At 63.7% G+C, this 24,991-nt stretch carries 14 protein-coding genes; all 14 read right to left on the bottom strand.

Going from position 1 to position 24,991, the window contains the following annotated elements; translation table 11 throughout:
- Positions 1-136 precede the first annotated feature (136 nt).
- Positions 137-3,892: a methionine synthase gene (gene metH, locus OC446_RS17185; RefSeq protein WP_262030248.1), complete on the bottom strand. Its 3,756-nt coding sequence runs from the start codon at positions 3,890-3,892 to the stop codon at positions 137-139.
- 101 nt (positions 3,893-3,993) lie between these two features.
- On the bottom strand, positions 3,994-4,899 hold the full coding sequence (metF, locus tag OC446_RS17180) for a methylenetetrahydrofolate reductase [NAD(P)H] (protein ID WP_262030247.1): 906 nt from the start codon (positions 4,897-4,899) through the stop codon (positions 3,994-3,996).
- Positions 4,899-5,912, bottom strand: coding sequence for an ArsR/SmtB family transcription factor (locus OC446_RS17175; protein ID WP_262030246.1), 1,014 nt, complete (start codon positions 5,910-5,912; stop codon positions 4,899-4,901). The genes metF and OC446_RS17175 overlap by 1 nt, the downstream gene beginning before the upstream one ends.
- Before the next feature lie 194 nt (positions 5,913-6,106).
- Positions 6,107-7,585 (bottom strand): AMP nucleosidase, encoded by a 1,479-nt coding sequence (locus tag OC446_RS17170; RefSeq protein ID WP_262030245.1) that lies wholly within the window; start codon positions 7,583-7,585, stop codon positions 6,107-6,109.
- Between the two features lie 166 nt (positions 7,586-7,751).
- Positions 7,752-8,156, bottom strand: coding sequence for a hypothetical protein (locus OC446_RS17165; protein ID WP_262030244.1), 405 nt, complete (start codon positions 8,154-8,156; stop codon positions 7,752-7,754).
- Between the two features lie 217 nt (positions 8,157-8,373).
- Positions 8,374-10,026: an energy-dependent translational throttle protein EttA gene (gene ettA / locus OC446_RS17160; RefSeq protein ID WP_262030243.1), complete on the bottom strand. Its 1,653-nt coding sequence runs from the start codon at positions 10,024-10,026 to the stop codon at positions 8,374-8,376.
- 666 nt (positions 10,027-10,692) lie between these two features.
- Positions 10,693-12,036, bottom strand: coding sequence for an erythromycin esterase family protein (locus OC446_RS17155; protein ID WP_262030242.1), 1,344 nt, complete (start codon positions 12,034-12,036; stop codon positions 10,693-10,695).
- Between the two features lie 350 nt (positions 12,037-12,386).
- Positions 12,387-16,055 (bottom strand): cadherin domain-containing protein, encoded by a 3,669-nt coding sequence (locus OC446_RS17150; protein ID WP_262030241.1) that lies wholly within the window; start codon positions 16,053-16,055, stop codon positions 12,387-12,389.
- Positions 16,056-16,289: 234 nt separating this feature from the next.
- The gene (locus tag OC446_RS17145) at positions 16,290-18,038 is read right to left on the bottom strand and encodes a M14 family zinc carboxypeptidase (RefSeq protein WP_262030240.1); all 1,749 of its coding nucleotides are present in this window, start codon (positions 18,036-18,038) and stop codon (positions 16,290-16,292) included.
- Positions 18,035-18,892: an ABC transporter permease gene (locus OC446_RS17140; protein WP_262030239.1), complete on the bottom strand. Its 858-nt coding sequence runs from the start codon at positions 18,890-18,892 to the stop codon at positions 18,035-18,037. The genes OC446_RS17145 and OC446_RS17140 overlap by 4 nt, the downstream gene beginning before the upstream one ends.
- Positions 18,893-18,897: 5 nt before the next feature.
- Complete coding sequence (locus OC446_RS17135) at positions 18,898-19,818, bottom strand: ABC transporter permease (RefSeq protein WP_262030249.1); 921 nt, start codon at positions 19,816-19,818, stop codon at positions 18,898-18,900.
- Positions 19,819-19,923: 105 nt separating this feature from the next.
- A complete protein-coding gene (locus tag OC446_RS17130) occupies positions 19,924-21,450 on the bottom strand; it encodes an ABC transporter substrate-binding protein (RefSeq protein WP_262030238.1) in 1,527 nt (508 codons plus the stop codon).
- 28 nt (positions 21,451-21,478) lie between these two features.
- Entirely contained in the window at positions 21,479-23,359 is a 1,881-nt protein-coding gene (locus OC446_RS17125; RefSeq protein WP_262030237.1) for an ABC transporter ATP-binding protein, read from the bottom strand.
- Between the two features lie 169 nt (positions 23,360-23,528).
- Positions 23,529-24,794: an aminopeptidase gene (locus OC446_RS17120; RefSeq protein ID WP_262030236.1), complete on the bottom strand. Its 1,266-nt coding sequence runs from the start codon at positions 24,792-24,794 to the stop codon at positions 23,529-23,531.
- Positions 24,795-24,991: the final 197 nt, after the last annotated feature.

Below are 24,991 nucleotides of genomic sequence, written 5' to 3'. Positions count from 1 at the left end.
AGGATGTAACCCCTCACCCGCCGCACTGCCGTGCGTCGACCTCTCCCTCAGGGAGAGGTGAACCCGCGCCACTCTCGTGCGGCGATCCCCTTCCCTCGCCTTCGACTGGCCGGGGATGACACAGGAGATTGATGGTCTACTCCGCCGCCATGACGCGATAGCTCGCCGGATCGTAGTTGAGGATCGGGGCGAGCCAACGTTCGACCTCGGCGATGCTCATGTCCTTGCGGGCCGCATAATCCTCCACCTGATCGCGCTCGACCTTGGCGACGCCGAAATAATAGGCGTCCGGATGCGACAGGTAGAGGCCGGACACCGAGGAGCCCGGCCACATGGCGTAGGACTCGGTGAGCGTCACGCCGATGCTGCGCTCGGCGTTGAGCAGGCTGAACAGCGTCGCCTTCTCCGTATGGTCGGGCTGCGCCGGATAGCCGGGCGCCGGGCGGATACCCTGGTACTCCTCGCCGATCAGTCCCTCCTGGCCAAGGTTCTCCTCGGGTGCGTAGCCCCAGAACTCCTTGCGGACGCGCTCGTGCATGCGCTCGGCGAAGGCCTCCGCGATGCGATCCGCCAGGGCCTTCACCATGATCGAGCGGTAATCGTCGTTGGCGCGCTCGAAGCGTTCGGCGATGCGCACCTCCTCGATCCCCGATGTGACCACGAAGGCGCCGATCCAATCGGGCTTCCCGCTCTCGGCGGGAGCGATGAAATCGCTCAGGCAGAGATTGGGCTTGCCGTCGCGCTTCGAGAGCTGCTGGCGCAGGCCGTGGAAGGTCGCGAGCGGCTCGCCGCGGCTCTCGCCCGTATAGAGGCGGATGTCATCGCCGACCGCGTTGGCGGGCCAAAATCCGATCACCGCCTTGGGGTTGAACCAGCGCTCTTCCACGAGCTGCTTGAGCATGCCTTGAGCATCCTCCCAGAGCTGCCGCGCGGCCTCACCCTGCTTCTCGTCGTCGAGGATGGCCGGGAAGCGGCCCTTCAGCTCCCAGGTCTGGAAGAACGGCGTCCAGTCGATATAGGGCACGAGCTCGCCCACATCGTAGCTGCGGAACACGCGCGCGCCGGTGAAGCTGGGCTTGGGCGGCTGGTAGGTCGTCCAGTCAGGCGTGAAGCGGTTGGTGCGCGCCTTCTCGATCGACAGGCGCTGCTTGTCGGCCTCCGAGCGGGCATGGGCATCGGCCACCTTGCGGTATTCGGAGCGCAGTGTCTCCACATAGCCGTCCTTCATGTCGGGCGACAGGAGCGACGACACGATGCCGACAGCGCGGCTGGCATCGGTCACGTAGACGGCCTGGCCCTTGTTGTAGTTCGGGTGGATCTTCACCGCCGTGTGCACGCGGCTCGTGGTGGCGCCGCCGATGAGGAGCGGAATGTCGAAGCCCTCGCGCTCCATCTCGCTCGCCACGTTCACCATCTCGTCCAGCGACGGCGTGATGAGGCCGGAAAGGCCGATCACGTCCACGTTCTCCTTGCGCGCCGTCTCCAGGATCTTCTGGGCCGGCACCATGACGCCGAGATCGATGACCTCGTAGTTGTTGCAGGCGAGAACCACGCCGACGATGTTCTTGCCGATGTCGTGCACGTCGCCCTTCACGGTCGCCATGAGCACCTTGCCGGCGGCGGAACGCCCGGTGTCTCCGGTCGCTTCCTTCTCGGCTTCCATGAACGGCATGAGATAGGCGACGGCCTGCTTCATGACGCGGGCGGATTTCACCACCTGCGGCAGGAACATCTTGCCGGCGCCGAAGAGATCGCCGACCACGTTCATGCCGGCCATGAGCGGCCCTTCGATCACGTGCAGCGGACGCTCGGCCTCCTGCCGGGCCTCTTCCGTGTCCTGCTCGATGAATTCGGTGATGCCGTTGACGAGCGCATGCTCGATGCGCTTGCCCACGGGCCAGGTGCGCCATTCGAGATCCGCGACCTTTACGGCGCCCGCGCCGTCGCCCTTGAAGCGCGGCGCCGCGTCCAGCAGCCGCTCCGTCGCGTCGGGACGGCGGTTGAGGACCACGTCCTCGCACAGCTCGCGCAGCTCGGGATCGATCTCGTCGTAGACGGCGAGCTGCCCGGCATTCACGATGCCCATGTCCATGCCGACCTTGATGGCGTGGAACAGGAACACGGAATGCATGGCCTCGCGCACCGGCTCGTTGCCGCGGAACGAGAAGGACAGGTTCGACACGCCGCCCGAGATATGGGCGTGCGGCAGCGTCTCGCGGATGATGCGCGTCGCCTCGATGAAGGCGACGCCGTAGCCATTATGCTCCTCGATGCCGGTGGCGACCGCGAACACGTTCGGATCGAAGATGATGTCTTCCGGCGGGAAGCCGATCTGCTCGGTCAAGATCTTGTAGGCGCGCGTGCAGATCTCGACCTTGCGCTCAAGGATATCCGCCTGGCCCTGCTCGTCGAAGGCCATGACGACGACGGCGGCCCCATAGGAACGGCAGATCCTCGCCTGCTCGATGAAGGATTCCACGCCCTCCTTCATGGAGATCGAGTTCACGATGGCCTTGCCCTGGATGCACTTGAGGCCGGCCTCAATCACGTGGAACTTGGACGAATCCACCATCACGGGAACACGGGCAATGTCGGGTTCCGCCGCCACGAGGTTGAGGAACTCCACCATGGCCTTCTCGGAATCGAGCAGGCCTTCGTCCATGTTAACGTCGATGATCTGCGCGCCGTTCGCCACCTGATCGCGCGCCACGTCGAGAGCGGCCGCGTAATCGTTGTTCGTGATGAGCTTGCGGAACTTGGCGGAGCCCGTGACATTCGTGCGCTCACCCACGTTCACGAAGGGAATGTCGGAGGTGAGTGTGAACGGCTCGAGACCCGACAGGCGCATGAGCGGCTGTATGGTCGGAATCGTTCGCGGCGTCTTGCCTGCGACCGCCTCGGCTATGGCGCGGATATGATCCGGCGTCGTGCCGCAGCAGCCGCCGACCACGTTGACGAGGCCCGCGTCGGCGAATTCCGCGATCATCCGCGCGGTGGCCGCCGGGCTTTCGTCGTACAGGCCGAACTCGTTCGGCAATCCCGCATTCGGATAGGCACAGACCAGGGTATCGGCCACCTTGCCGATCTCCTGGATATGCGCCCGCATCTCGCGCGCGCCGAGCGCGCAGTTGAGGCCGATGGAGAACGGCTCCGCATGGCGCACCGAATGCCAGAACGCGGTCGGCGTCTGGCCCGACAGCGTGCGGCCGGAGAGGTCCGTGATGGTTCCCGAAATCATGATCGGGAGCTTCACGCCCTTCTCGGCGAAGACCTGATGCGTCGCCACGATGGCGGCCTTGGCGTTGAGCGTGTCGAAGATCGTCTCGATCAGGATGATCTCCGAGCCACCGTCGACGAGCCCCCTCACCTGCTCGGCGTAAGCCTCGCGCACCTGGTCGAAGGTCACGGCGCGGTAGCCGGGATTGTTCACGTCGGGCGAGATCGAAAGCGTGCGGTTCGTCGGGCCGATGGCGCCAGCCACGAAGCGGCGGCGGCCGTCTTCTTTTTCCGCGATCAGCGCCGCCTCGCGGGCAAGCCGCGAGCCCTCGAAGTTCAGCTCGTAGACGATCTCCTCCATGCCGTAATCGGCCTGGGCGATGGAGGTGCCGGAGAAGGTGTTCGTCTCCACGATGTCCGCGCCCGCTCGGAAATAGTCGAGATGCACGCTGCGCACCGCATCGGGCTGCGTGAGGATGAGCAGGTCGTTGTTGCCCTTGACGTCCTGCTTCCAGTCCTTGAAGCGCTCGCCGCGGAAATCCTCTTCCGAGAAGCGCGAGCGCTGCAGCTCCGTTCCCATCGCGCCGTCGAGCACGAGGATCCGCTGGGAGGCCGCTTCGTGGAGCGCCTTGATCACATCGGCCCCATCGGCCGGGCGAGGAATATACGCGGTCATTCGATCTGTTCTCTTTTCAGCGCGGTCGGATTGGCACCGGCCGATGAAACTCATTCAACGTTGCGAAAGCGAATGCCCGGCTTGGCCGGGCATCGGGACAATCAGGCCGCCGCCTTCACGCTCTGATCGCGCAGGCCGAGCAGATGGCAGATGGCATAGACCAGATCCGCGCGGTTCATGGTGTAGAAATGGAACTCGTTCACCCCACGATCGAGCAGATCGAAGACCTGCTCGGCGGCGACGGCGGCGGCGATGAGCTTGCGTGTTTCCACGTCGTTTTCGAGGCCCTCGAAGCGCGCGGCGAGCCAGCCGGGAACGCTGGCGCCGGTCTTGGAGGCGAAGTTGGCGGTCTGCTTGAAGTTCTGCACCGGCACAATGCCGGGCACGATCGGGATGTCGATGCCACGTGCGCGGACGCGGTCGAGATAACGGAAGTACAAATCGTTGTCGAAGAAGAACTGGGTGATGGCGCGGTCCGCGCCGCAATCGACCTTGCTCTTCAGGGCATCAATATCCGCATCCAGCGAAGCGGCCTCGGGATGCTTCTCCGGATAGGCAGACACGGACACTTCGAAATCGCCGATGGCCTTGATGCCCGCGACGAGATCGCAGGCCTGCTGATATCCTCCCGGATGCGGCTCATAGGCCGTTCCGATGCCGCCCACCGGATCGCCGCGCAGGGCCACGATGTGGCGCACGCCCGCGTCCCAATAGGAGCGGATGACACCGTTCACCTCGTCCTTGGTCGCGGCCACGCAGGTGAGATGCGCGGCGGGCTTGAGAGGCGTTTCCTTCAGGATGCGCGACACCGTCGCATGGGTGCGCTCGCGGGTGGAGCCGCCCGCCCCATAGGTCACGGAGACGAAATGCGGATGAAGGGGGGCCAGACGCTGGATCGACGTCCACAGCGTCGTTTCCATCTCGGGCGTCTTCGGCGGGAAGAACTCGAACGAGACCTTGATGGGAGAGGTGTTCTGCCGGCTGGGACGCAGGGCGAGCGGTGACATCAGGCGACCTCTCTGTCGGGTTCACTCATCGGCCAATCCGTCACCACGCGGCGGTCCTGGCCGAGCCAAAGGGATACGGTCAATTGCTCGTCGCCTTGCGCCGGCGGAGCGATCTCCCGGTTGAGGGTGCAGTCGAGGCCCGCCTCGTCGAGCCAACCGGCGACCTGGGCGGGCGCGAAGCCGAGACGGCGATGCGCCTGGGCCTCGCGAAGGAATTCGAGGTTATGCGGGGCGAAATCGACCACGAGGATCCGCCCGCCCGGCGCCACGAGGCGCGCCGCCTCGCGGATCGCCCGCGCCGGGTCGTCCAGGTAATGCAGCACCTGATGGATGACCACGAGGTCGAACGTGTCGCGCGGGAACGGTGGCGCGTAGATGTCGCCCTGGCGCAGCTCGATGCCGCGCAGGCCCGCCTTCTCGAGATTGGCCCTGGCCACCGAGAGCATGGCGTGGCTGGCATCGAGCCCGACCGTGCGGCTCGCCCGCGGCGCCAGCAATTGCAGCATCCGGCCGGTGCCGGTGCCGAGATCCACGAGGTTGCGGATCCTGGCCGGTCCGAGGGCTTCGAGAACCGCCGCCTCGACCACCGTCTCGGGGGCGTGGAGGGAGCGGATCCGGTCCCATTCCGGTGCCAAGCGGGAGAAGAAGGCCTGGGCGGCCTGCGAGCGCTGGGCCCGCACGCCGTCGAGGCGGGTGCGGTCCTCCAGAAGCTGCGGATCGGACCGGTCGAGGCTCTCTAGGGTCGGGCGGATGATCCGCAGCGCGACACCGCGGTCGGTGAGCCGGAAGAACGCCCAGGCCCCTTCCCGGTGACGCTCCACGAGGCCGGCCTCGACGAGAAGCTTCAGGTGACGGGAGATACGCGGCTGGGACTGCCCGAGGATGTCCGTGAGGTCGGAGACGGAGAGCTCACCTTCGGTCAGCAGCGCGAGGATCCGCAGGCGCGTCTCCTCGGCGGCTGCCCTTAGGACATCCAGGGTCAGGTCCAGCGATGGGGACGGGGTGTCCGGCACGGCCAAAACTCGCTCTTACATATAAAGATATATTTATGTCTACTTTGACGAGAGAGCAAGCGAATGGTTGCGCAGACCGTCTGATAGGAGGTGTCATTCCCCTGTCGACGCAAGGGCGGATCAGCGTGGCTGTGACAGATGGGTTTTTCTGTGAATGTGGTAGCCGCTGCCAATCGGCTACCAACCTACATCACTTACCGGAACGGCGGTTCGTCGAAGCTGCGCAGCTTGCGTGAATGCAAGGAAGACCGCTGGCCTTTCAGGATGTCGAGAGCCGCGAGTCCGATCATGAGGTGCTCGCTCACCGCCCGCTCGTAAAAGGCGTTGGCCGCGCCCGGAAGCTTGATCTCCCCGTGCAACGGCTTGTCCGAGACGCACAGGAGGGTGCCGTAGGGAACCCGCAGGCGATAGCCCTGGGCCGCGATGGTGCCGCTCTCCATGTCCACCGCGATGGCGCGGGAGAGATTGATCTGGCGCCGTTCCTGGCTCCAGCGCAGCTCCCAATTCCGGTCGTCGTAGGTCACGACCGTGCCGGTCCGCAGGCGCCGCTTCAGCTCCTCGCCTTTTTCGCCAGTGACCCGCACCGCCGCATCCTGCAGGGCGACCTGGATTTCAGCCAGGGCCGGGATCGGGATCTCGGGTGGCACGGCGCTATCGAGGATGTGGTCGCGCCGGAGATAGCCGTGGGCCAACACGTAATCGCCGATGGATTGCGACTGGCGCAACCCTCCGCAATGCCCGACCATGAGCCAGCAATGAGGCCGCAGCACCGCCAGATGGTCGGTGATGTTCTTCGCATTGGACGGACCGACCCCGATATTGACCAACGTCACCCCCTGCCCGTCCTTGCGCATGAGGTGATAGGCCGGCATCTGGAACCGGTGCCAGGGCGAGGAGCCGATCAATTCCTCGACGTCGGCCTCGTTCAGCCCCCGCTCGATGACGACGCCACCGGGGAGCACGAGCCTCGTATAAGGCCCCGCCTCGTCGGCCATCTCCTTCACGGCCCAACGGATGAACTGGTCCACGTAGCGGTGGTAGTTGGTGAGGAGAATCCAGGGTTGGACGCAGCGCCAGTCGCTGCCGGTGTAATGCACGAGGCGGCGGAGCGAGTAATCAACCCGGGCGGCATCGAAGAGCGCCAGGGGCCGGGGCTCGCCCTCATGGAAAACCCAGGTACCGTCGGCGATCTCGTCGCCCACCTTGGCGAGGAGCGGTGTCGGGAAATGCTGGGCGAGTTCGGACGCCGAATGGGCTCCGCGCCCCAGCTCGTCGCCGCGCTCGAAGACATAAGGGTAAGGAATCTCCTGGTCGCTGACGCCGATCTCGATGGTGGCCCCGTAATCGCGGACCAGATAATTCAGCTGCTCCAGCAGGTAGTTCCGGAAGAAGGCCGGCTGCGTGATCGTGGTGGCGTAGACGCCCGGTCCCTGGAACTTGGCATAAGCCCGCTGCTTGACCGGCGGCAGAGAGGTCGACCGGTAATCCAGCCGCAGCTCCGGATAGCGGAAGCGGGACCGCTCGAAGGGCGTGGGCGGCGTGCCGGTGGAGAAGAAATGGTCGAGAGCCATGCGCTGCGCCTCGATGGCGCTGTCATGGAGCGCGATGAGCCGCTCGACGGCTTCTTCAGGCGTGGCAACGGATTGAAAGGTCGTGAGATGATCGGCTGGCACGTGGACTCTCTTCTTATGTCTCGTGCCTCAAGGGTCATACACCGTTTTGAGGAAGAACCCAACTGGGTCGGCGGAAGTTCGCTGGGAGGAGGCGGAACCGGAAAGCCGAGCGTTGGCGCTGCGCGCATTTCAAAGAGGAGGGCTGATGAAACCCTCCTCGCTCAGATCACTCGCAGACCTGATCCCGTCGGATGACGACCCGGCCCCACTCATCCACGAAGCGGCGACGCACCGTATAGCAGGGCGGCGCTTCGTAGGCCGGCGAGCCGTAATAGGCAGGATAGGCCGGACGAGCGGGGTATCCGTAGGCGGGACGCGCTGCCAATGCGCCAAGTGCCAAGCCCCCGACCACACCGGCAGCCAGGGCGCCGCCGGCATCCGGGCCGCGATGATGATAGGGACGATAACCGTAACCGTAGTCTGGACGGACGATCCCGTAGGGCGTGACGTAGGATCCGTCGCGCCAACGGCCCGTGCTCTCACCGGCCTGTGCAGGAGCCCAAACCGCCGCAACACCACTCATCGTCAACGCGGCACAGCCCGCAACCAGAATAACCTTGAACCGAGACATTTTAGCCTCCTGGCGGGAACGTGCTTTGAACGCCAAAGCTGAAACATTTGCTTCGTTCCCAGCCTTTGAAGCAAGAATAGATATCCTTCCCTGAACTCAGGATGAAAGTTTCAAGCAAGGAGTTCGTGACCGACAGGTACAAGGATACAAAAAGAACGCGGGCGGACGGATGCCCGATCCCGCGTTCCACATGCTTAAAGAAGAATACCGCCAGTCCTTACCGCGAGAACTTCTTGTACTTGATCCGGTGCGGGATCGTAGAATCCGTGCCGAGGCGGCGCTTCTTGTCTTCCTCGTAATCGGCGAAGTTGCCCTCGAACCATTCCACGTGGCTGTCGCCCTCGAAGGCGAGGATGTGGGTTGCGATGCGGTCGAGGAACCAACGATCGTGCGAGATGATCACGGCGCAGCCCGCGTAATCCTCGAGCGCCTCTTCGAGCGCGCGGAGCGTATCCACGTCGAGGTCGTTGGTCGGCTCGTCGAGGAGCAGGACGTTGGAGCCCGACTTCAGGATCTTGGCGAGGTGCACGCGGTTACGCTCGCCGCCTGAGAGCACGCCGACCTTCTTCTGCTGGTCGGAACCCTTGAAGTTGAAGGCGCCGCAATAGGCGCGGGCATTGATCTCGCGCTTGCCGAGATAGAGCACCTCGTTGCCGCCCGAGATCTCCTCGTAGAGGGTCTTGTTGGGATCGAGCGAGTCGCGGCTCTGGTCGACATAGCCGAGCTTCACGCTCTCGCCGATGCTGATCGAGCCCTCGTCCGGCTGCTCCTGTCCGGTGATCATGCGGAACAGCGTCGTCTTGCCGGCACCGTTCGGGCCGATGACGCCGACGATGCCGCCCGGCGGCAGCTTGAAGGACAGGCCGTCGATAAGCAGCTTGTCCCCGAAGGCTTTCTTGAGGTTGTCGAACTCGATGACGTTGTTGCCCAGGCGCTCGGCGATCGGGATGATGATCTGGGCCGTAGTCGGGCCCTTCTCGTTGGCCTTGGCCACGAGCTCCTCATAGCGCTGGATACGGGCCTTCGACTTGGCCTGACGGGCCTTCGGCGAGGCGGCAACCCATTCCCGCTCGCGCTCGATGGTGCGCTGGTGAGCCGCGTCCTCGCGCCCCTCCTGCGCAAGGCGCTTCTGCTTCTGCTCCAGCCAGGAGGAGTAATTGCCCTCGTAGGGGATGCCCCGGCCGCGATCGAGCTCCAGGATCCAGCCCGTCACGTTGTCGAGGAAGTAGCGGTCGTGGGTGACGATCAGGATCGCGCCCGGATAATTGCGCAGGTGCCCTTCGAGCCAGGCCGTCGTCTCGGCGTCCAGGTGGTTGGTCGGCTCGTCGAGAAGCAGGAGTTCAGGCTGCTCCAGGAGCAGCTTGCACAGGGCCACACGGCGACGTTCGCCGCCCGAAAGCTTGTCCACGGACCAGTCGTCCGGCGGGCAGCGCAGGGCGTCCATGGCCTGGTCGACCTGGGAATCGAGATCCCACAGGCCCTTGGCCTCGATCTCGTCCTGAAGACGGGTCATCTCGTCCGCCGTCTCCTCGGAATAATTCATGGCGAGCTCGTTGTAGCGGTCGAGGATCGCCTTCTTGGCGGCCACGCCCTCCATGACGTTCTCACGGACGTTCTTGGACGGATCGAGCTGGGGCTCCTGCGGCAGGTAGCCGACCCGGGCGCCCTCGGCGACCCAGGCTTCGCCGGACCAATCGGTGTCGGTGCCGGCCATGATGCGCAGCAGGGTCGACTTACCGGCGCCGTTGACGCCGAGCACGCCGATCTTGGCGTCCGGGTAGAAGGAGAGATGAACGTTGTCCAGGACCTTCTTGCCGCCCGAATAGGTCTTGGAGAGGCCACGCATGTGGTAGATGAACTGTCGGGACACGGAAAAAGCCCTGCTTGATGATCGGTTGAATGGGATTGGCTGTCAGTTATCAGGGGCGGCCTGCCGGGGCAAGGCGGAGGAATGTCGCCAGCGGAGTTCCGGAAAGCCAGCGCCTGTGGGCCCGCAGCTTGCGCTGCGAGCCGTCAGGGGTCGAGGGTGGCGTGTCGGGCAGCCCGGCTCGCTCTGTGTAGGTTTGTTGGAAGAGCCGAACTGCTCGTCCCGCACGGTACTTTTAGGCGTTTAGACTTGGAACCAGCACAAGGCTGCCAAGGGCCTCCCATCGCAGGCGTGCGAGACCTGCGTCAGGACCGTTCCCCACCCCCTCACTTGCTGACGCCTCGCGAGCGCGCCCCTCGTCGGGCGGGGATAAGTAATGATATAGCTAAGGTTAATCCTGCTGTCAAGAACAAAGTAAGAACATTGCTTCCGCCACACCCCCGCCCTCATCCTGAGGAGGTCGCGCAGCGACCGTCTCGAAGGAGGCTCCAGAGAGCACGGGGCAATCCTTCGAGACGCAGCTGCGCTGCTCCTCAGGATGAGGATGGAGGATGTAGCGAAGGCGTGGATGGCCGGGTCCGATTCCCGGATCAAGTCCGGGAACGGCCATGACGTGGCGGATGTCATGGCGGAGAGTGTCATCCCCTGGTTGCGGGAGAAATATCCGGATCAAAGTCCGAACGGGTACGTCTCCGGCATTCCATGCCCGTGCGCATGCGTGAGCGGTCTCACGGCCCGTGTTTCCTCGAACCAGACAAAGGCATCGAACTGCTCGGCCAGGACCGCCTCGAAATAATGGCTGTAGAGTTCCGTCTCCGGACGGTAGACCACGCCGATGGCCCGCTCCAGACGAGGACGAGAGAGAACAGCGGTCAGCTCGGCCTGGCCGTTCTCGCGCCAGTCGGTCAGGAAGCGCCCAAGGCCCGTATCCCGGAAGACGCGCTCGTGGCTGTCGGGCCTGGCGGGACGGACGGTCTTGACCTGCATGGGCTCGTCCCAGTCGTCGGCGGCCGCCACGGTGCCCCGGTCCGTCCCGAACCCGACGAGGACGGCCTCGTTGCGATAGGCCTTGCGGCAAAGCTCGCCGATGTTGAACTCGCCCTGCCAGCCCATGGCGGTCGCCGCAGCGTTGCCGATATGGGAATTGTGGGCCCAGACCACCGCCTTGGCGTTGTCGCGCCGCGCGAGCAGGCTCTGCAGGGTCTCGAACATGTGCCGATCACGCAGGTTCCAGGATTCGGTCGCCCCCTCGTACATGATCCGGTAGTAGTGCTCGGCCGCGTGGACGATCTTGGCGTTCTGCACCGCGTCGAAGAACTCCTCGCCGCCATCGGCCTGGAGATAATCCATCCGCTTGTCGAGGAGATCCTGGAGCTGGCGCAGCAGCGCCTCGTCGCAGGGCTTCTTCTGCCCGGTGAGGACGGCGCGGCCGTAGCGGGCCGGGTCCGACTGCCAGGGGCTCAGGCAGCCATAGCGCCCCCTCGCCTCCCGGGCCTCCTCCGGATCGACCTTGTCGAGATAGTCGAGAACGGAGCGGATCGAGCTGTTCAGGCTGTAGACGTCGAGACCGCGGAACTCGGCCCGCTCGTCCTCCGCCCGTTCCTTGTTGAAGTCGCGCAACCAGTTGACGAAGTCGTAGACCTCCTCGTTGCGCCACATCCAGGTGGGAAATCGTTGGAAGGCGCTATCATCCTCGTCGGCAGCCTGGCGGTGGCGCACATAGGCGTCGATGCGCGCGGCATCCGGCCAGTCGGCCTCGACGGCCACGATGGAAAAACCGTGCTGCTCGATCAGGCGTTTCGTGATCGCGGCACGGGCCCGGTAGAACTCGGACGTGCCGTGGGTCGCCTCACCCAGGAGTACGACTTTGGCGTCGGAGAAGCGGTCGAACATGGCGCCGAAGGCTTCTCCATCGTCGAGGGCCGGAAGCACCTCGCCGCGGCCCTTGACAACCGCAACCGCCTCATGAATGGAACGCTCCGCTTCGGCTTCCCTGAAGGAGAGACGGGCCATGGCACACCTCACGCTATCGCCGCCGACATACCGGGCCCGAGCCGGTTCCAACGGCTCAGGGCCAGCTCTCTCTTCGAATTCCGAGCCCTTTTCGATGGCGAACCAGATCCACCCTGCACGGGTGGTGTTTAACGACGGCGCAAGGGCCGCGGTTCCTTTTGCGTGGTTGTTCGTAAACAAGAGCCGCCAGAGACTGCCGGCGCCGGCATTCGTCGGCGCCTCGGTTCTTGTGTGCTACCCTGATCGTCGACCCCATGGACGCGAAATATCGCCCACGGAAGGGTAAAATTCCGCATAGCAAAGGCCCTCTCCGGCGACATGGCAGAGAGGGCGGGCGGAGATCGGGCCTTTCAAATGATGTCGAAATCCGAAGCTGTCAGCTTGAGGTTCTTCTGAAGGATCCCGATTTGCACTTGCGCGGCGGCGCCTGTCCCGTCCTTGTCGTAGGACAGGATCCCGGTCTTCTTGTCGTAGATGATCCGGTCCGATGCATCGTGGGCGGCCTTGCCCGTATAGAATGCCGCAGCCTTGAGCTTACCGGGATGATCCTGCGTGCCCTTTCCGGCCTTGAAGTACTTGTCATCCAGCCAGATCTTGTCTTCCTTCGGCTTGAAATCGGCAAGCTTCTTGATGTTCGCGAAAGTCGGCTTCGCGTTGAAGACGAACACGTCCTTGCCGGATCCACCCGTGAGGATGTCTCGCCCGCCGGCGCTCACGATGGTGTCGTCGCCGTCGCCGCCCGCGATGGTATCGTCGTAATTCTCAGACTTAAGAAGGCCGCTTGCCGATTTGGCGACAATCTTCTCGTTCTTGATGTTATTTACCGCGATCGTGAAGACTTTGTCGAATGACAGACCGCCCTGGTCAGTGACGCGCAGCGTCACCTGATGCGAGGTCTTGGTCTCGTAATCGATATTCGCGTTAGCGCGTACCTGGAGCTGGTTGCCGACGACCTGGAACTTCGCGTCGGGATCGCTCACGAGCGCATAGGTGAAGGTGCTGCCCGCGTCGGGATCCGTGGCCGCGAGCGTACCGACCACTGCTCCGGCAAGGCTGTTCTCGTTGATGCGCGTTCCGGAGAGCGTAAGGCTGGCCGGCGCCTCGTTGACGTTGTTTACCGCAACAGTGAGAACCTTGTCGAAAGAAAGCCCGCCTTGGTCGGTTACGCGAACGGTGACCTGATGAGCGATCTTGGCCTCGTAATTCAAGCTGGCGCCGTTCCGCACCTGGAGCTGGTTGCCGACGACCTGGAACTTTGCATCCGGATCGCTCACAAGTGCGTAGGTATAGGTTCCGTTCGCATCCGGATCCAATGCCCCAAGCAGCCCCACGACCGTAGCACCCGTGCTGTTCTCGTCGACGTTGGATTTGGACAAGGTGACGCCGGTCGGGGCCTCGTTGACGTTGTTGACCGTGATCGTGAACGTCTTCTCGTAGCTGAAGTTCGACTGGTCCGTGACACGGATCCGTACGTCATGAGAGGTCTTCGTCTCGTAATCGAGAACTGCGCCGCTGCGAACCCGAAGCTCGTTGCCGACCACCTGGAACTTGCCGTCGGGGTCGCTCACGACAGCGTAGGTAAACGTATCGCCGGGGGTATCCGTAGCGCTCAGAAGCCCGATGACGGTGGACTTCTCATTCACACTCGTCGTCGAAAGAGCGATGTCGGTCGGCGCCTGTGCGCCCGTGCCTTCAGGCTCGATGTTGTTGACGGCAATCGTGAAGGTCTGATCCTTGTAGAGCCCACCTTGATCGGTCACGCGCACCGTGACCTGATGGGAGGTCTGCGTTTCGTAGTCCAATGTTGCGCCAGTCCGCAGACGAAGCTCATTTCCAACAATCGCGAACTTGCTGTCGGGATCGTTGAGGATCGTGTAGCTCAGTGTAGTTCCTGCATCGGGATCCGTCCCTGTGAGCACGCCGATGGAAGCACCACCCGTCCTGTTCTCGTCGATGCTGGTGTTGGACAAGGTCAGGCTGGTCGGCGCCTCGTTGACGTTGTTCACCACGACCGTGAAGGTTTGATCCTTGTAGAGGCCGCCTTGGTCGGTTACCCGAACGGTGACCTGATGCGAAGCCTTCGCCTCGTAGTCCAGCGTCGCGCCGCTTCGCACCTGGAGCTGATTGCCGAGGATCTGAAACTTGCCCTCCGGATCGCTCAGGATCGCATAGGTCAAGGTGCTGCCGGCATCGAGGTCGACGCCGACGAGCGTACCGACGAGAGTGCCACCAGTCCGGTTCTCATCGATGCTGGCGCTTGACAGGGTCAGGCTCGTCGGAGCCTCGTTGACGTTGTTCACGAAAATCGTGAAGGTCTCGTCATAGGTCAGGTTCCCCTGATCAGTGACCCGGATCGTCACCTGATGCGAGCCCTTGTCTTCGAAATCGAGCGTCGCGCCAGTCCGAACCTGGAGTTCGTTGTTCACGATCTGGAACTTGCTGTCCGGATCATCGATGAGCGTGTAGGTGAATGTGCTTCCCGCTGTATCCGTGGCGCTCAGGGTGCCGATGACAGAGCCCGCAGTCCCGGATTCGTCAATGGATAATGCCGAGAGAGCAATATCGGTCGGAGCCGTATTGGGATCGGTCGTTCCGGTGAGCGAGATCGTCTGGTCCGCAAACTGGGCGAACTGGACGTTGCGAAGCGTATCGACCCCGTCCTTGCCGGCGCGGGGATCCGTGACGGTGATGCTGCCATCGCCGTTGACCACGAGCGTGTAGTTCGACCGATTGCCCGAGAAGACGGCGGTGTTCGTGCCCGTCCCGCCGTCAAGGGTGTCGTTGCCCCACACGCCGGTCAGCGTGTCGTTCTCTGACCCGCCGTTCAGCACATCGTCACCCGCGCCTCCCCACAGGACGTCGTTGCCCGCGGCACCGTTGAGGGTGTCGTGATTGTAGCCGCCATCCAGCTTGTCGGCAGCACTGGTGCCGTTCCACGTCAGGCCGGTCACATGGGCAGGGCTGCTGTAGCCGTTGGTAATCACGGTATTCGCCGGCTTGTTCTGCGGCGTGTAGTCGATAGTCTGAACTCCGTGGGCCTCCGGATTCTCGAATGGGTGATAACTCCAGAGAAAAGCGCCATCGAGCCACTGGCCGCTGTAGTTCTTCATCACATGGTACAGTGCCTGATAGGCATCCTGCTGCTCCTGGTAATCGACCGTGCCGCTGCTGGCCCAGACGCCGGGATCCTTGTTCGCCCCGTCCATGCTGCGGTAGCCGACCTCCGTGAAGAGAACCTTCTTCCCATATTGCTCCGCAAGCGACTTGTAATATTTGATCGCCGACTTGCCTTGATAGAGCGTGTCACGAATCCAGCTATTGGTATGCGGCAAAACCCAGGCATCGATCATCTGGGAGACTGTCGGGGTATTGCTGGTGGTGAGCGGAAGATAAGCGTCGACGCCGATGAAGTCGACCCGGTCCCAGAAGCTGACCTTCGTGACCTCGTCATAAGTGGCTGCATAGGTAATCTTACCGCCATAAACGGCGCGGATTGAATCGATGAGCTCCGCCCACTTGTCGCGATAGGTCATGGTGCCGTTGCCGCCCTGGGCGGTCGGGATGATCCCTGGGCCGCTCAGACTCTTCATCTCGGTTCCGATGCAGAGGATCGGCGCCCCCGTCTCTTGAGCGAGCTGAGCGTATTGCAGCATCATGGCCTTGTAGTTCTGGAACCACAAAGGGATGTTCGTGGGCTGGATTTCCGCACGCCACGTATAATCCTTGGACTCCACGTGGGGCTTCAGCATTACGTTCATACCGCGAGAGGTCACATCGAGCATCGCTGCCCTTGTCTGTGCGATGGTCTCGCTTTTGAACTGGCTCGTATCGGCAAGCCCCATCGCGTTGCCGTATCTGTTCTCCATATAGAACGATGGGATGATAGCGACCGAACTCGCACCGGTGTTCCGGATCTGGTCGAAGGCCACGTCGGCGGTCGCCGTGCCCCAGTTTCCGCCCCAATAGGACGGCAGGCTGATCCCCTCATAGGTGAGGATTTGATCTCCCGACATAGGCATGTATCGATGCTCCCCTGGCCCCCACCATGCTATGTTACAATATATATATTCTGGCACAAGACCTTGTTCTGGGGCGGGTATCGCCTTTCCCGGCATTGCGAACGCTGAAACACACGGCCTAGCAGAGGCTTAGCGGCAATAACGCCCATCACGCCCGATCATCCGCGTTGGAACGACGCTCACGCGAACCTTGGCTTCCTCGAACAGAATAGACCAAGAACCGGGCCCCGCACCTCAGGAAGATACACCCATGAGAGTGCTATATGCCTCCTCGGCGGCGATGACGGTCGCCATCTGGACCGTATGGGCGAAGCGGAAAGCATCTCCGTAGATCGTCTCGTCGGGGAACTCCGTGATGAGGGTCAGCGGCGTCGGATGACGCTCGTCCGCCGTGATCAGGCACGGAATGTCGTTGATGATCTCGTAAGGGGTCCCGCCGGAATGGATCGAGCAGATCTCGATCTGGCGGCGGTTGAACTCGGCCAGTCCCGGCACGGCCGAGAGCCCGGCCGTCACGGCTTCGACCAGGGTTCGCGCGGTCTCGCCCCAGGAGGGATGATGCCGCATGATCAGGAAGAACCCCTTCGGGATCGACCAGAGCTCGAAGCCGCGCGGGAGATAGCCGGTGAAGGGCCGCGTCCATTCATGGGCCGGGTAGCCGTGGAAGTTGAGGTGCAGCTGGGCGCCGGACATCTCCAGCGCCTGGTTGCGCGCGCCGATCTCGTAGAGCGGCTCCTTGCGCCCATATTCGAGATCGCATCCGAGCGAGGTGTAACGTGCCGCATGGTGCATGTGGCGCGGGTTGCTCTCGCACAGCCGTCCATGGAGCGCATATCCGTCGGGATTCTCGACGGGAACATAGGCGATGTTGGCCTCGGGATTGGCCAGCAGGCGATGCACGGCCCTCAGCGTCCCCACCGGGGCCGAGGTCTCGTTGGCGTGCTGTCCGCTGGTGACGAGGACGGCCGGACGCGAACCCGCCCGATAAATGCCGCGCACGGGACGCCCCTCCCGGGAGATCCCCTCGAAGGTGTCGCCTGGGAGCGCCGTGAGCTCGCGATAGATCTGCTCGAGCCCGGGCGCTGCCTCGGCCGTCTCGATATCCTGCTCCGGCCTCACGGGGTTCTCGGGCGGTCCGAACGAGCGCAGCGTCACGCGCACATGCGCATCGCCGTTGCCGGCCCTGATATCGGGCACGATCTGGCCCGGCTGCACGCTGCGGTCCTCGGGCGGGCGGCCCGACCTGCGCTTGAAGAATTCGAGCAGCGAGAAATAGAAATCCTCGTGCAGCGCCTCGCGGGTGCTCATGACCTCGTCGCCGTAATCGAGCGGGCGCTCGATACCCGGAATCGTCACGTCGATGGCGATGGTCTCCGCATAGGGCTCCGCGTCGGGCCAGTCATGGGCGGCCACAGCCGCCATGACCGCGTGGAAGACCTGCTCGATCTCGGTCTCGAACGGCTCGTCGAGATCCGGCGCACCATCCGGCCGATGGGTGACCTTCAACCATCCGGTCATCGCAAGGTCGATCTGGTCGAGATGATTGGTGCGCAGGCGGTTCGGCGCGAAGACCGCATGTTCCGCCACATGGCCGTCCTTGTCCTCCAGCGTGACATGGTAGGTCATGTCGGCGGCGCCAGGTTCGAAGACGATTTCGATCCCGTCGAGCAGGGCCGCGAGGGGATAGGCCTCCGAGAGAAAGCGGAGCCGGTCCGCCTCCTCGTGCACGGGATAGCGCACGGTGACGCGCTTCAGATCGCCGGTTTCGAACTCTTCGAGGAAGGCATGGACGAGCGGCTTGTAGGCGCTGCGCAGCCGCGCCCGGACGCCCGCTTCCGCCAGCACGGCTTCCGCCGCGCGCCGCTCCGCCTCATCCTCGAAGAACCAAGCCTCAAGATGCGCGCCACGGTTTTCGTTTCTGGCCCATTCGCGCAGGAGAATATCGAGACTGCGCGAGATACGCTCGTCGAGCAAAATCGTCATCGTGATGTCTGTCCTGTCGGATCGAGAAGATCGCGCAGCCAATCGCCCAGAAGGTTCAGGCCGAGCACGGTGAACATGATGGCAAGCCCCGGAAACACGCTGACCCACCAGGCCGTCTGCAGATAGGTGCGGCCGTCGGCCAGCATCCCGCCCCAGCTCGGGATGAGTGGATCCACGCCGAGGCCCAGGAAGGTGAGGCTGCTTTCGAGAAGGATGTTGTTGGCCACGTTGAGCGTCATGAGGATGACGATGGGGCCGAGCACGTTGGGCAGGATGTGGGTGAAGATGATGCGCCCGTTGCCGACCCCGATGGCGCGGGCCGAGAGGATGAACTCCCGGTCGCGAAGAGCCAGCACGGAGCCGCGCACGAGCCGCGCATATTGCACCCATTGGGCGACGATCATGAAGAAGATGATCTTGTCGACGCCCGTGCCCAGAATGGCCAGGAACATGATGGCGAGCAGGATGAAGGGCAGCGCCAGCTGGATGTCGGCGAAGCGCATCAGCAGGACCTCGGCGATGCCGCGATAATACCCGGCCACGAGCCCGACGATCGTTCCGACGATGACCGCTCCCACCACCGAGAGAACGCCGACCGTCAGGGAGATCTGGCCGCCGACGATCACGCGCGCCAGCACGTCGCGGCCGAGCGGGTCGGTGCCGAGCGGATGGGCGAGGCTCTGGAACGGCGGCGTGAGGCGCGCCATGAGGTCCATGCTCTCGCCACCGTCCGGGAACAGGATCCCTGAGAACAGCACGGCCAGGCCCATGCCCGCGGTGAGCAGGAAGCCGAGCACGAGTTCGAGCGAGCGGAAGTGCCGGCGCGTCGACGATACAGCCTGAGCGGCAGCCATGGGCCCTACTCCGTCCGGATGCGCGGGTCGATCAGCCCGTAGGCGATATCGACCAGAAGGTTGATGAGAACGATGAAGAGCGCGAGCACCGTGATGGTGCCTTGCAGCACCGGATAGTCGCGGTTCGAGATGGCGTCGAAGGCGAGCGTACCCATCCCGGGCCAGTTGAACACCCGCTCGATGATGACGATGCCGCCGATGAGGCCGCCGAACTGAAGCCCGATATAGGTGACGAGCGGAATGGCCGAGTTGCGCAGGGCGTGCTTGTAGAGGACGACCCGGTCGCGCAGGCCCTTGGACCTCGCCACCATGATGTATTGCTGCGAGAGCGTCTCCAGCATGGAGGTGCGCACGAGGCGCACGTTGGTGGCGGTGAGGATGATCGCCATGGTCAGCGCCGGCATGACAAAGCTCTCAGGCCCCTCCATGCCGCTCGGCGGCAGCAGGCCGAGCACGATGGAGAACAGCAGCACCATCATGATCGCGAGCCAGAAATTCGGGAAGGACAGGCCGACCAGCGACAGGATGCGGATCACCTGATCCGGCCAGCGCCCGCGATTGACCGCCGCATAGACCCCGAGAGGCACCGACAGGATGATCGAGACGATCAGGGACGTGAACGCCAGCAGGAGGGTGGCCGGCAGGGCATTGGCGATGAGCATGGAAACGGGCGTGCCGCCCATGAAGCTCTTGCCGAAATCTCCCATGGTCATGCCTTCGAGGAAGCTCAGGTACTGAACGAAGAACGGCTGCTCGAGCCCGAGCGCCTGGCGGATGTTCTGAAGATCCTGCTCGGTGACGTTGCCGCCGCCCATCAGCATGATCGCAGGATCGCCCGACAGCCTGATCGCGAACGAGACGATCAGGGTCACGGCAAGGACCACGAAAACAGCCTGCAACAATCGTTTAAGGATGAAGCCCGCCATCAGGTGGCCCTTCTTCTTGGAAAAACGGCCCCGCTGACGCGGGGCCTTGTCTTGAACGGCAAGGACTCGGACATCCACCTTCACGAGGATGTCCGAGGCAGTTTCTTACTCCACCGTCGTTTCCGTGAAGCGGAAGCGGCGGTCGGCCGGAGCGTCGAAGTTCTTCACGCGCTTGTTCACGCCGTAGAGCGTGTTCTGGTTGTAGAGCGGGATCTCGAGCGCCTGATCGGCCACGTAGCGGGCGATCTCCTGGAGGACCTTCTCACGCTCCTTCACATCGTACATCGTGCGCTGCTTCTCGAGCAGGGCATTCAGCTTGGGATCGTTGTCGTACGGGTTCCACTTCTCACCCGAGTGATACATCAGGTAAGCGGTGTTGTCGTAGTCGAAGGTCCATCCGCCCCAGGCATTGTGCCAGGCTTCGCCGGTCTTGCCGTTCGGAATGATGTCGTTGAGCAGAACCGGGGGCTCGTGCGGCTGGAGCGAGGGCTTGAGGCCCAGGGCCTGGAGGAAGCCGGCGGCGGCCTGTGCCACTTCGCGGAACGTCGCGTCGTTGCCGCGGAAGTCGATCCGCACCGGAGCGCCGGCGGGAACCTTGGCCTGCTGCAGCATCTGCTTCGCCTTGGCGAGGTCGAAGGGCAGCGGCTTCATGCTCGGATCGTAGCCGAAGGACAAGTCGGACTGGAAGCTTGCGATGGGCTTCGCGTGGCCGAGGAGCACGGCCTTGATGATCGCATCGCGGTCGATGCCCATGATCAGCGCCTTGCGAACATTCACGTCCTTCGTGATACCGTCCTTCGTGTTCAGGCGCAGGGCGACCACGGTCGGGCCGGTGATGCTGATGAGGCTCAGGTTCGGGCTCTTCTCAACCGTCGGCGCGAGGCCGAACGGGATGAGGGTCGCGACGTCGATGCGGCCCGCCTGCAGCTCGGCCACCTGCGTGTTCGCCTCGGAGATGAAGCGCGTCACCACCTTGTCGAGCTTCGGCGCGCCGCCCCAGTGCTCGGGGAAGGCTTCGAGCGTCAGGCTGACCTTGGGGGTGTATTCGACGAACTTGAATGGCCCGGTTCCGACCGGGTTCATGTTGAAATAGGCGTCGCCCTTTTCCTGAATGTACTTGGGCGGCACGATCATGCCGCCGTAGCCGGCGAGCTTGGTCAGCAGGACGGGATCCGGCTGCTTCATGACGAAATCGACCGTCGAGTCGTCGACGACTTCCACATGGTCGATGGAATTGTAGTTCGACTGCTGCGGGCCCTTCTTGCCCTCCTCGCCGAGGAGGCGGTCGAAGGTGAACTTCACGGCTTCCGCATTGAACGGCTCGCCGTTGTGGAACTTCACGTTCTGGCGCAGCTTGAAGCGGATCCGGTTGTTGTTGTCGAGGAACTCCCACGACGTCGCGAGACCGGGCTTCAGCTTCATGTCCGCGCCGCGGGCCGTCAGGCCGTCGAAGATGTTGTTGGCGGCGGACGACCAATCGACCAGGAACGTGTCGATGGGATCCCAGCTGCCGGGATCGATGGCGACGGCCGTGGTCAGCGTTCCGGCAGCCTGGGCGCCGGATGCCATCAGCGGCGCCAGCGCGACGGCGGCCGTCAGGCCGAGCGCCTTCATCGTAGCAGAGAACTTCATCCTGTTGTCTCCCTTGTAAATGCTCTTCTCAAGCAGCCCCACGGAGCTGATCGGTCTCGATCGCAACCCAATGTCCCGGCTCGACCTCGCGCATGCGATGGATGGCGGGCTCCTGGCCCACCGAGCGCACGGGGCTCGGAATCTCGCCCTCGATCCGCGTCTTCGCCCGTTCGCGCTGCGGATCGGCGATCGGCACCGCCGAGAGCAGCTTGCGGGTATAGGAATGCTGCGGGTTCTCGAAAATCGCCCGGCGCGTGCCGAGCTCGACGATCTGTCCGAGATACATCACGGCGACGCGGTGGCTGATCTTCTCCACCACGGCCATGTCGTGGGTGATGAAGAGATACGACAACCGCTTCTGCTCCTGCAGCTCCATGAGCAGGTTGACGATCTGCGCCTGGATCGACACGTCGAGCGCGGAGACGGATTCGTCCGCGATCACGAGCTTCGGGTTGCTCGCGAGCGCCCGAGCGATGCAGACGCGCTGCCGCTGGCCGCCCGAGAACTCGTGCGGGTATCGCTTGGCATGCTGCGGTTGCAGGCCGACCTGCTCCAGCAATTCGTGCACGCGCCGCTCGCGCGCCTTGCGGTCGTTGATCAGGCCATGAACGATGATCGGCTCCGCGATGCTGTAGCCCACGGTATGACGCGGATCGAGCGACGCGAAGGGATCCTGGAAGATGTACTGGATCTCCTGCCGCAGGCGCCGCCGCTCGCCCTGGCTCATGGCGGCCATGTCGCGACCGTCGAAGCGCACGGTGCCGCCCGTCGGCTCGACGAGCTGCTGCAAGGTGCGACCGATGGTGGACTTGCCGCTGCCCGATTCCCCCACCAGGGCCAGCGTCTCGCCGGGATAGATGTCGAAGCTCACCTCCTCCACCGCATGGACACGATGCGTCACGCGACCGAAGAAGGTCTTGCCCACATCGAAGCGCGTGGTGAGCTTGTCCACCTGCAGGATCGGCTTCGTGTAATCGGCGGTGTTCTGCTCGTGCGTCTCGCCGACGGGCTTGGCGACCCCGCCGTCCATCACCATCACGGGTGTGCGCTTCGGGAAGGGCTGCCCCTTCAGGCTGCCCAGACGCGGCACGGCGGACAAAAGAGCCCTGGTATAGGGATGCTGAGGCGCGGCGAAGATGTCGCGCACCGGCGCCTGCTCCACCTTCTCGCCCTTCCACATCACCACCACGTCGTCGGCCATCTCGGCCACCACGCCCATGTCGTGCGTGATGAAGATGACGGCGGTGCCCATCTCCTGCTGCAGGTCGCGGATGATGTTGAGGATCTGCGCCTGGATCGTCACGTCGAGCGCGGTGGTCGGCTCGTCGGCGATGAGGAGCTTCGGGTTGCAGGCGAGCGCCATGGCGATCATCACGCGCTGGCGCATGCCGCCGGACAGCTGGTGCGGGTAACGGTCGAGCAGCTTGTCCGCGTCAGGCAGACGCACCTTCTGCAGAAGCTCCTTCGCCCGCTGGCGTGCGTCGCGCCCGCCCAGCCCCTGGTGCAGGATCAGGGTTTCGGAAATCTGGTTGCCGATGGTGAAGACCGGATTGAGCGACGTCATCGGCTCCTGGAAGATCATCGCGATGTCGTTGCCGCGGATCTCCCTGAGCTTGGTATCCGATGCCTTGACGAGGTCGAGCGCCTCGCCCCCGTCGGGGCGAAACAGCACCTGCCCTCCGGTGATGCGTCCGCCCGTGTAGTCGGTGAGGCGCATGATCGCCAGGGAGGTGACGGATTTGCCCGACCCGGACTCGCCGACCACTGCCAGGGTCTTGCCCGGCTGCACGTCGAAGCTGACGTCCTTGACGGCTTTGAAGGCTCCCTCCCCCTTGCCGAACTGCACCGACAGGGAGCGAACCGACAGGAGGGCTTGGTCCTGAGACCTACGATTGGCAGTATCCGACATCCATCCATGCTCGCGAGACGGCACCGAGCTTACTTGCATAAGCCCAGTACCTCTTTGATACCTGTCTTCCATCACAGCCACGGACCCGGTCCGTCAAGGTCTGTTTGCGTCGGATCAGGCAATCTCCGGCGTCATGGGTGCCGGAAACGCGCGAACAGGCCGAATAACGCTACTGAGTAACCCATTCGCCGCCACGCATGAGAGGCTCGGCCCCGCCATCCTGCATGATGCCGTCCACGTCGATCCGATCGGAGCCGATCATCCAGTCGATGTGGATGAGGCTCTTGTTGGACCCGCGCGACGCGAGCTCCTCGTCGCTCATGGTCCCGCCGCCGCGGATGCACTTGCTGTAGGCCTGGCCGAGCGCGATGTGGCTGGACGCATTCTCGTCGAACAGGGTGTTGAAGAAGAGCAGTCCGCTCTGCGAGATCGGCGACGAATGGGGCACGAGAGCCACCTCGCCGAGGCGGCGCGCGCCTTCGTCCGTGTCGAGAACCTTGTTCAGCACGGCCTCTCCGGTGCGGGCCTTGCTCTCCACGATCCGTCCGGCCTCGAACCGCACCTGGATATCCTGGATCAGGGTGCCATTGTAGGAGAGCGGCTTGGTGCTCGACACATGCCCGTCCACCCGGTCCTTGTGCGGCGTGGTGAAGACCTCCTCGGTCGGGATGTTGGCATTGCAGACGACGCCGTTCTTCGCCCGGGTCGAGCCGCCGTTCCATTCATGCCCGTCCGCGAGGCCCACACGCAGGTCGGTGCCGGGGCCGCGGAAATGAAGCGCGGCGTAGTTCTTCCCGTTGAGCAGGCGCGTGCGTGACTGAAGGGTCTCGTTGTGCGTCTCCCATGCGGCGATGGGATCGGGCGTATCGACGCGGGAGGCGGAGAAGATCGCCTGCCAGAGCTTGGCGACGGCCACGTCTTCCGGATCGTCCGGGAACACGGTCTTGGCCCAGGCGGGCGTTGCGGCGGACACGATGGTCCAGTTGATGTCGAAGCCGGCGATCATGTTGAGGGCCGGCATATAGGCCTTCGAGCGGGCCCGGTTGGCGCGGGAGACCTTCTCCGGATCCTCCTTGGCGAGCAGCGACGGGTCCTCGCCCACGATGGCGAGCCGCGCCGCGCCGTTCCGGTAGGCGGCCGCCATGCCGTCGTAGAGCCAGGCCGCCGCCGTGTCGAAACTCTCGTCACGGGCGTTCCGGAAGCGCATGAGCGCGCTCTCCTCGTCGGAGAAGATCGTGGTGACCAGGGAGGCGCCGGCCTTGTAGGCATGCTCGGTGATGCGCCGCACCAGGGCGACGGCTTCGAGCGGCGCGGTCACGACCAGTTCCTGACCGGGTTTCAGCCCCAGCCCGACGCGGACGGCGACTTCCCCCAAGCGGTCGAGAAGCTTGGCATGGGACGCGGCATCGGTCGGATTTCGGACTTGTTCGTTCATGGTCTTGGACTCTTGAAACAGGAAAAGAGAGTCGGAGAGGCTACACGGCTCCGCCGCCGACGCAACCTCGACGGGTGGGAATATCACATATCCTGCGGCGCCACGGTTCCAAGAGCCTCCGGATCGAAGGCGATGCTCTTGATGATGGCGTGGACGGGAAGCCCCGGAGCAAGGCCGAGCTCGCTCACCGATTTGCG

The sequence above is a fragment of the Microvirga sp. Mcv34 genome, assembly GCF_024519725.1.
Classification (GTDB): domain Bacteria; phylum Pseudomonadota; class Alphaproteobacteria; order Rhizobiales; family Beijerinckiaceae; genus Microvirga.
The sequence above is the reverse complement of the archived record's forward strand: the minus strand, read 5'-3'. Positions and strand labels throughout refer to the sequence as shown.

Excerpts from the sequence above, each read along its gene's own strand:
- OC446_RS17135 (WP_262030249.1), bottom strand. The coding sequence starts at position 19,818 with ATGGCGGGCTTCATCCTTAAACGATTGTTGCAGGCTGTTTTCGTGGTC.
- OC446_RS17155 (WP_262030242.1), bottom strand. The coding sequence starts at position 12,036 with ATGGCCCGTCTCTCCTTCAGGGAAGCCGAAGCGGAGCGTTCCATTCAT.
- metF (WP_262030247.1), bottom strand. The coding sequence starts at position 4,899 with ATGTCACCGCTCGCCCTGCGTCCCAGCCGGCAGAACACCTCTCCCATC.
- OC446_RS17130 (WP_262030238.1), bottom strand. The coding sequence starts at position 21,450 with ATGAAGTTCTCTGCTACGATGAAGGCGCTCGGCCTGACGGCCGCCGTC.
- OC446_RS17145 (WP_262030240.1), bottom strand. The coding sequence starts at position 18,038 with ATGACGATTTTGCTCGACGAGCGTATCTCGCGCAGTCTCGATATTCTC.
- OC446_RS17150 (WP_262030241.1), bottom strand. The coding sequence starts at position 16,055 with ATGCCTATGTCGGGAGATCAAATCCTCACCTATGAGGGGATCAGCCTG.
- metH (WP_262030248.1), bottom strand. The coding sequence starts at position 3,892 with ATGACCGCGTATATTCCTCGCCCGGCCGATGGGGCCGATGTGATCAAG.
- OC446_RS17125 (WP_262030237.1), bottom strand. The coding sequence starts at position 23,359 with ATGTCGGATACTGCCAATCGTAGGTCTCAGGACCAAGCCCTCCTGTCG.
- OC446_RS17165 (WP_262030244.1), bottom strand. The coding sequence starts at position 8,156 with ATGTCTCGGTTCAAGGTTATTCTGGTTGCGGGCTGTGCCGCGTTGACG.
- OC446_RS17120 (WP_262030236.1), bottom strand. The coding sequence starts at position 24,794 with ATGAACGAACAAGTCCGAAATCCGACCGATGCCGCGTCCCATGCCAAG.
- OC446_RS17140 (WP_262030239.1), bottom strand. The coding sequence starts at position 18,892 with ATGGCTGCCGCTCAGGCTGTATCGTCGACGCGCCGGCACTTCCGCTCG.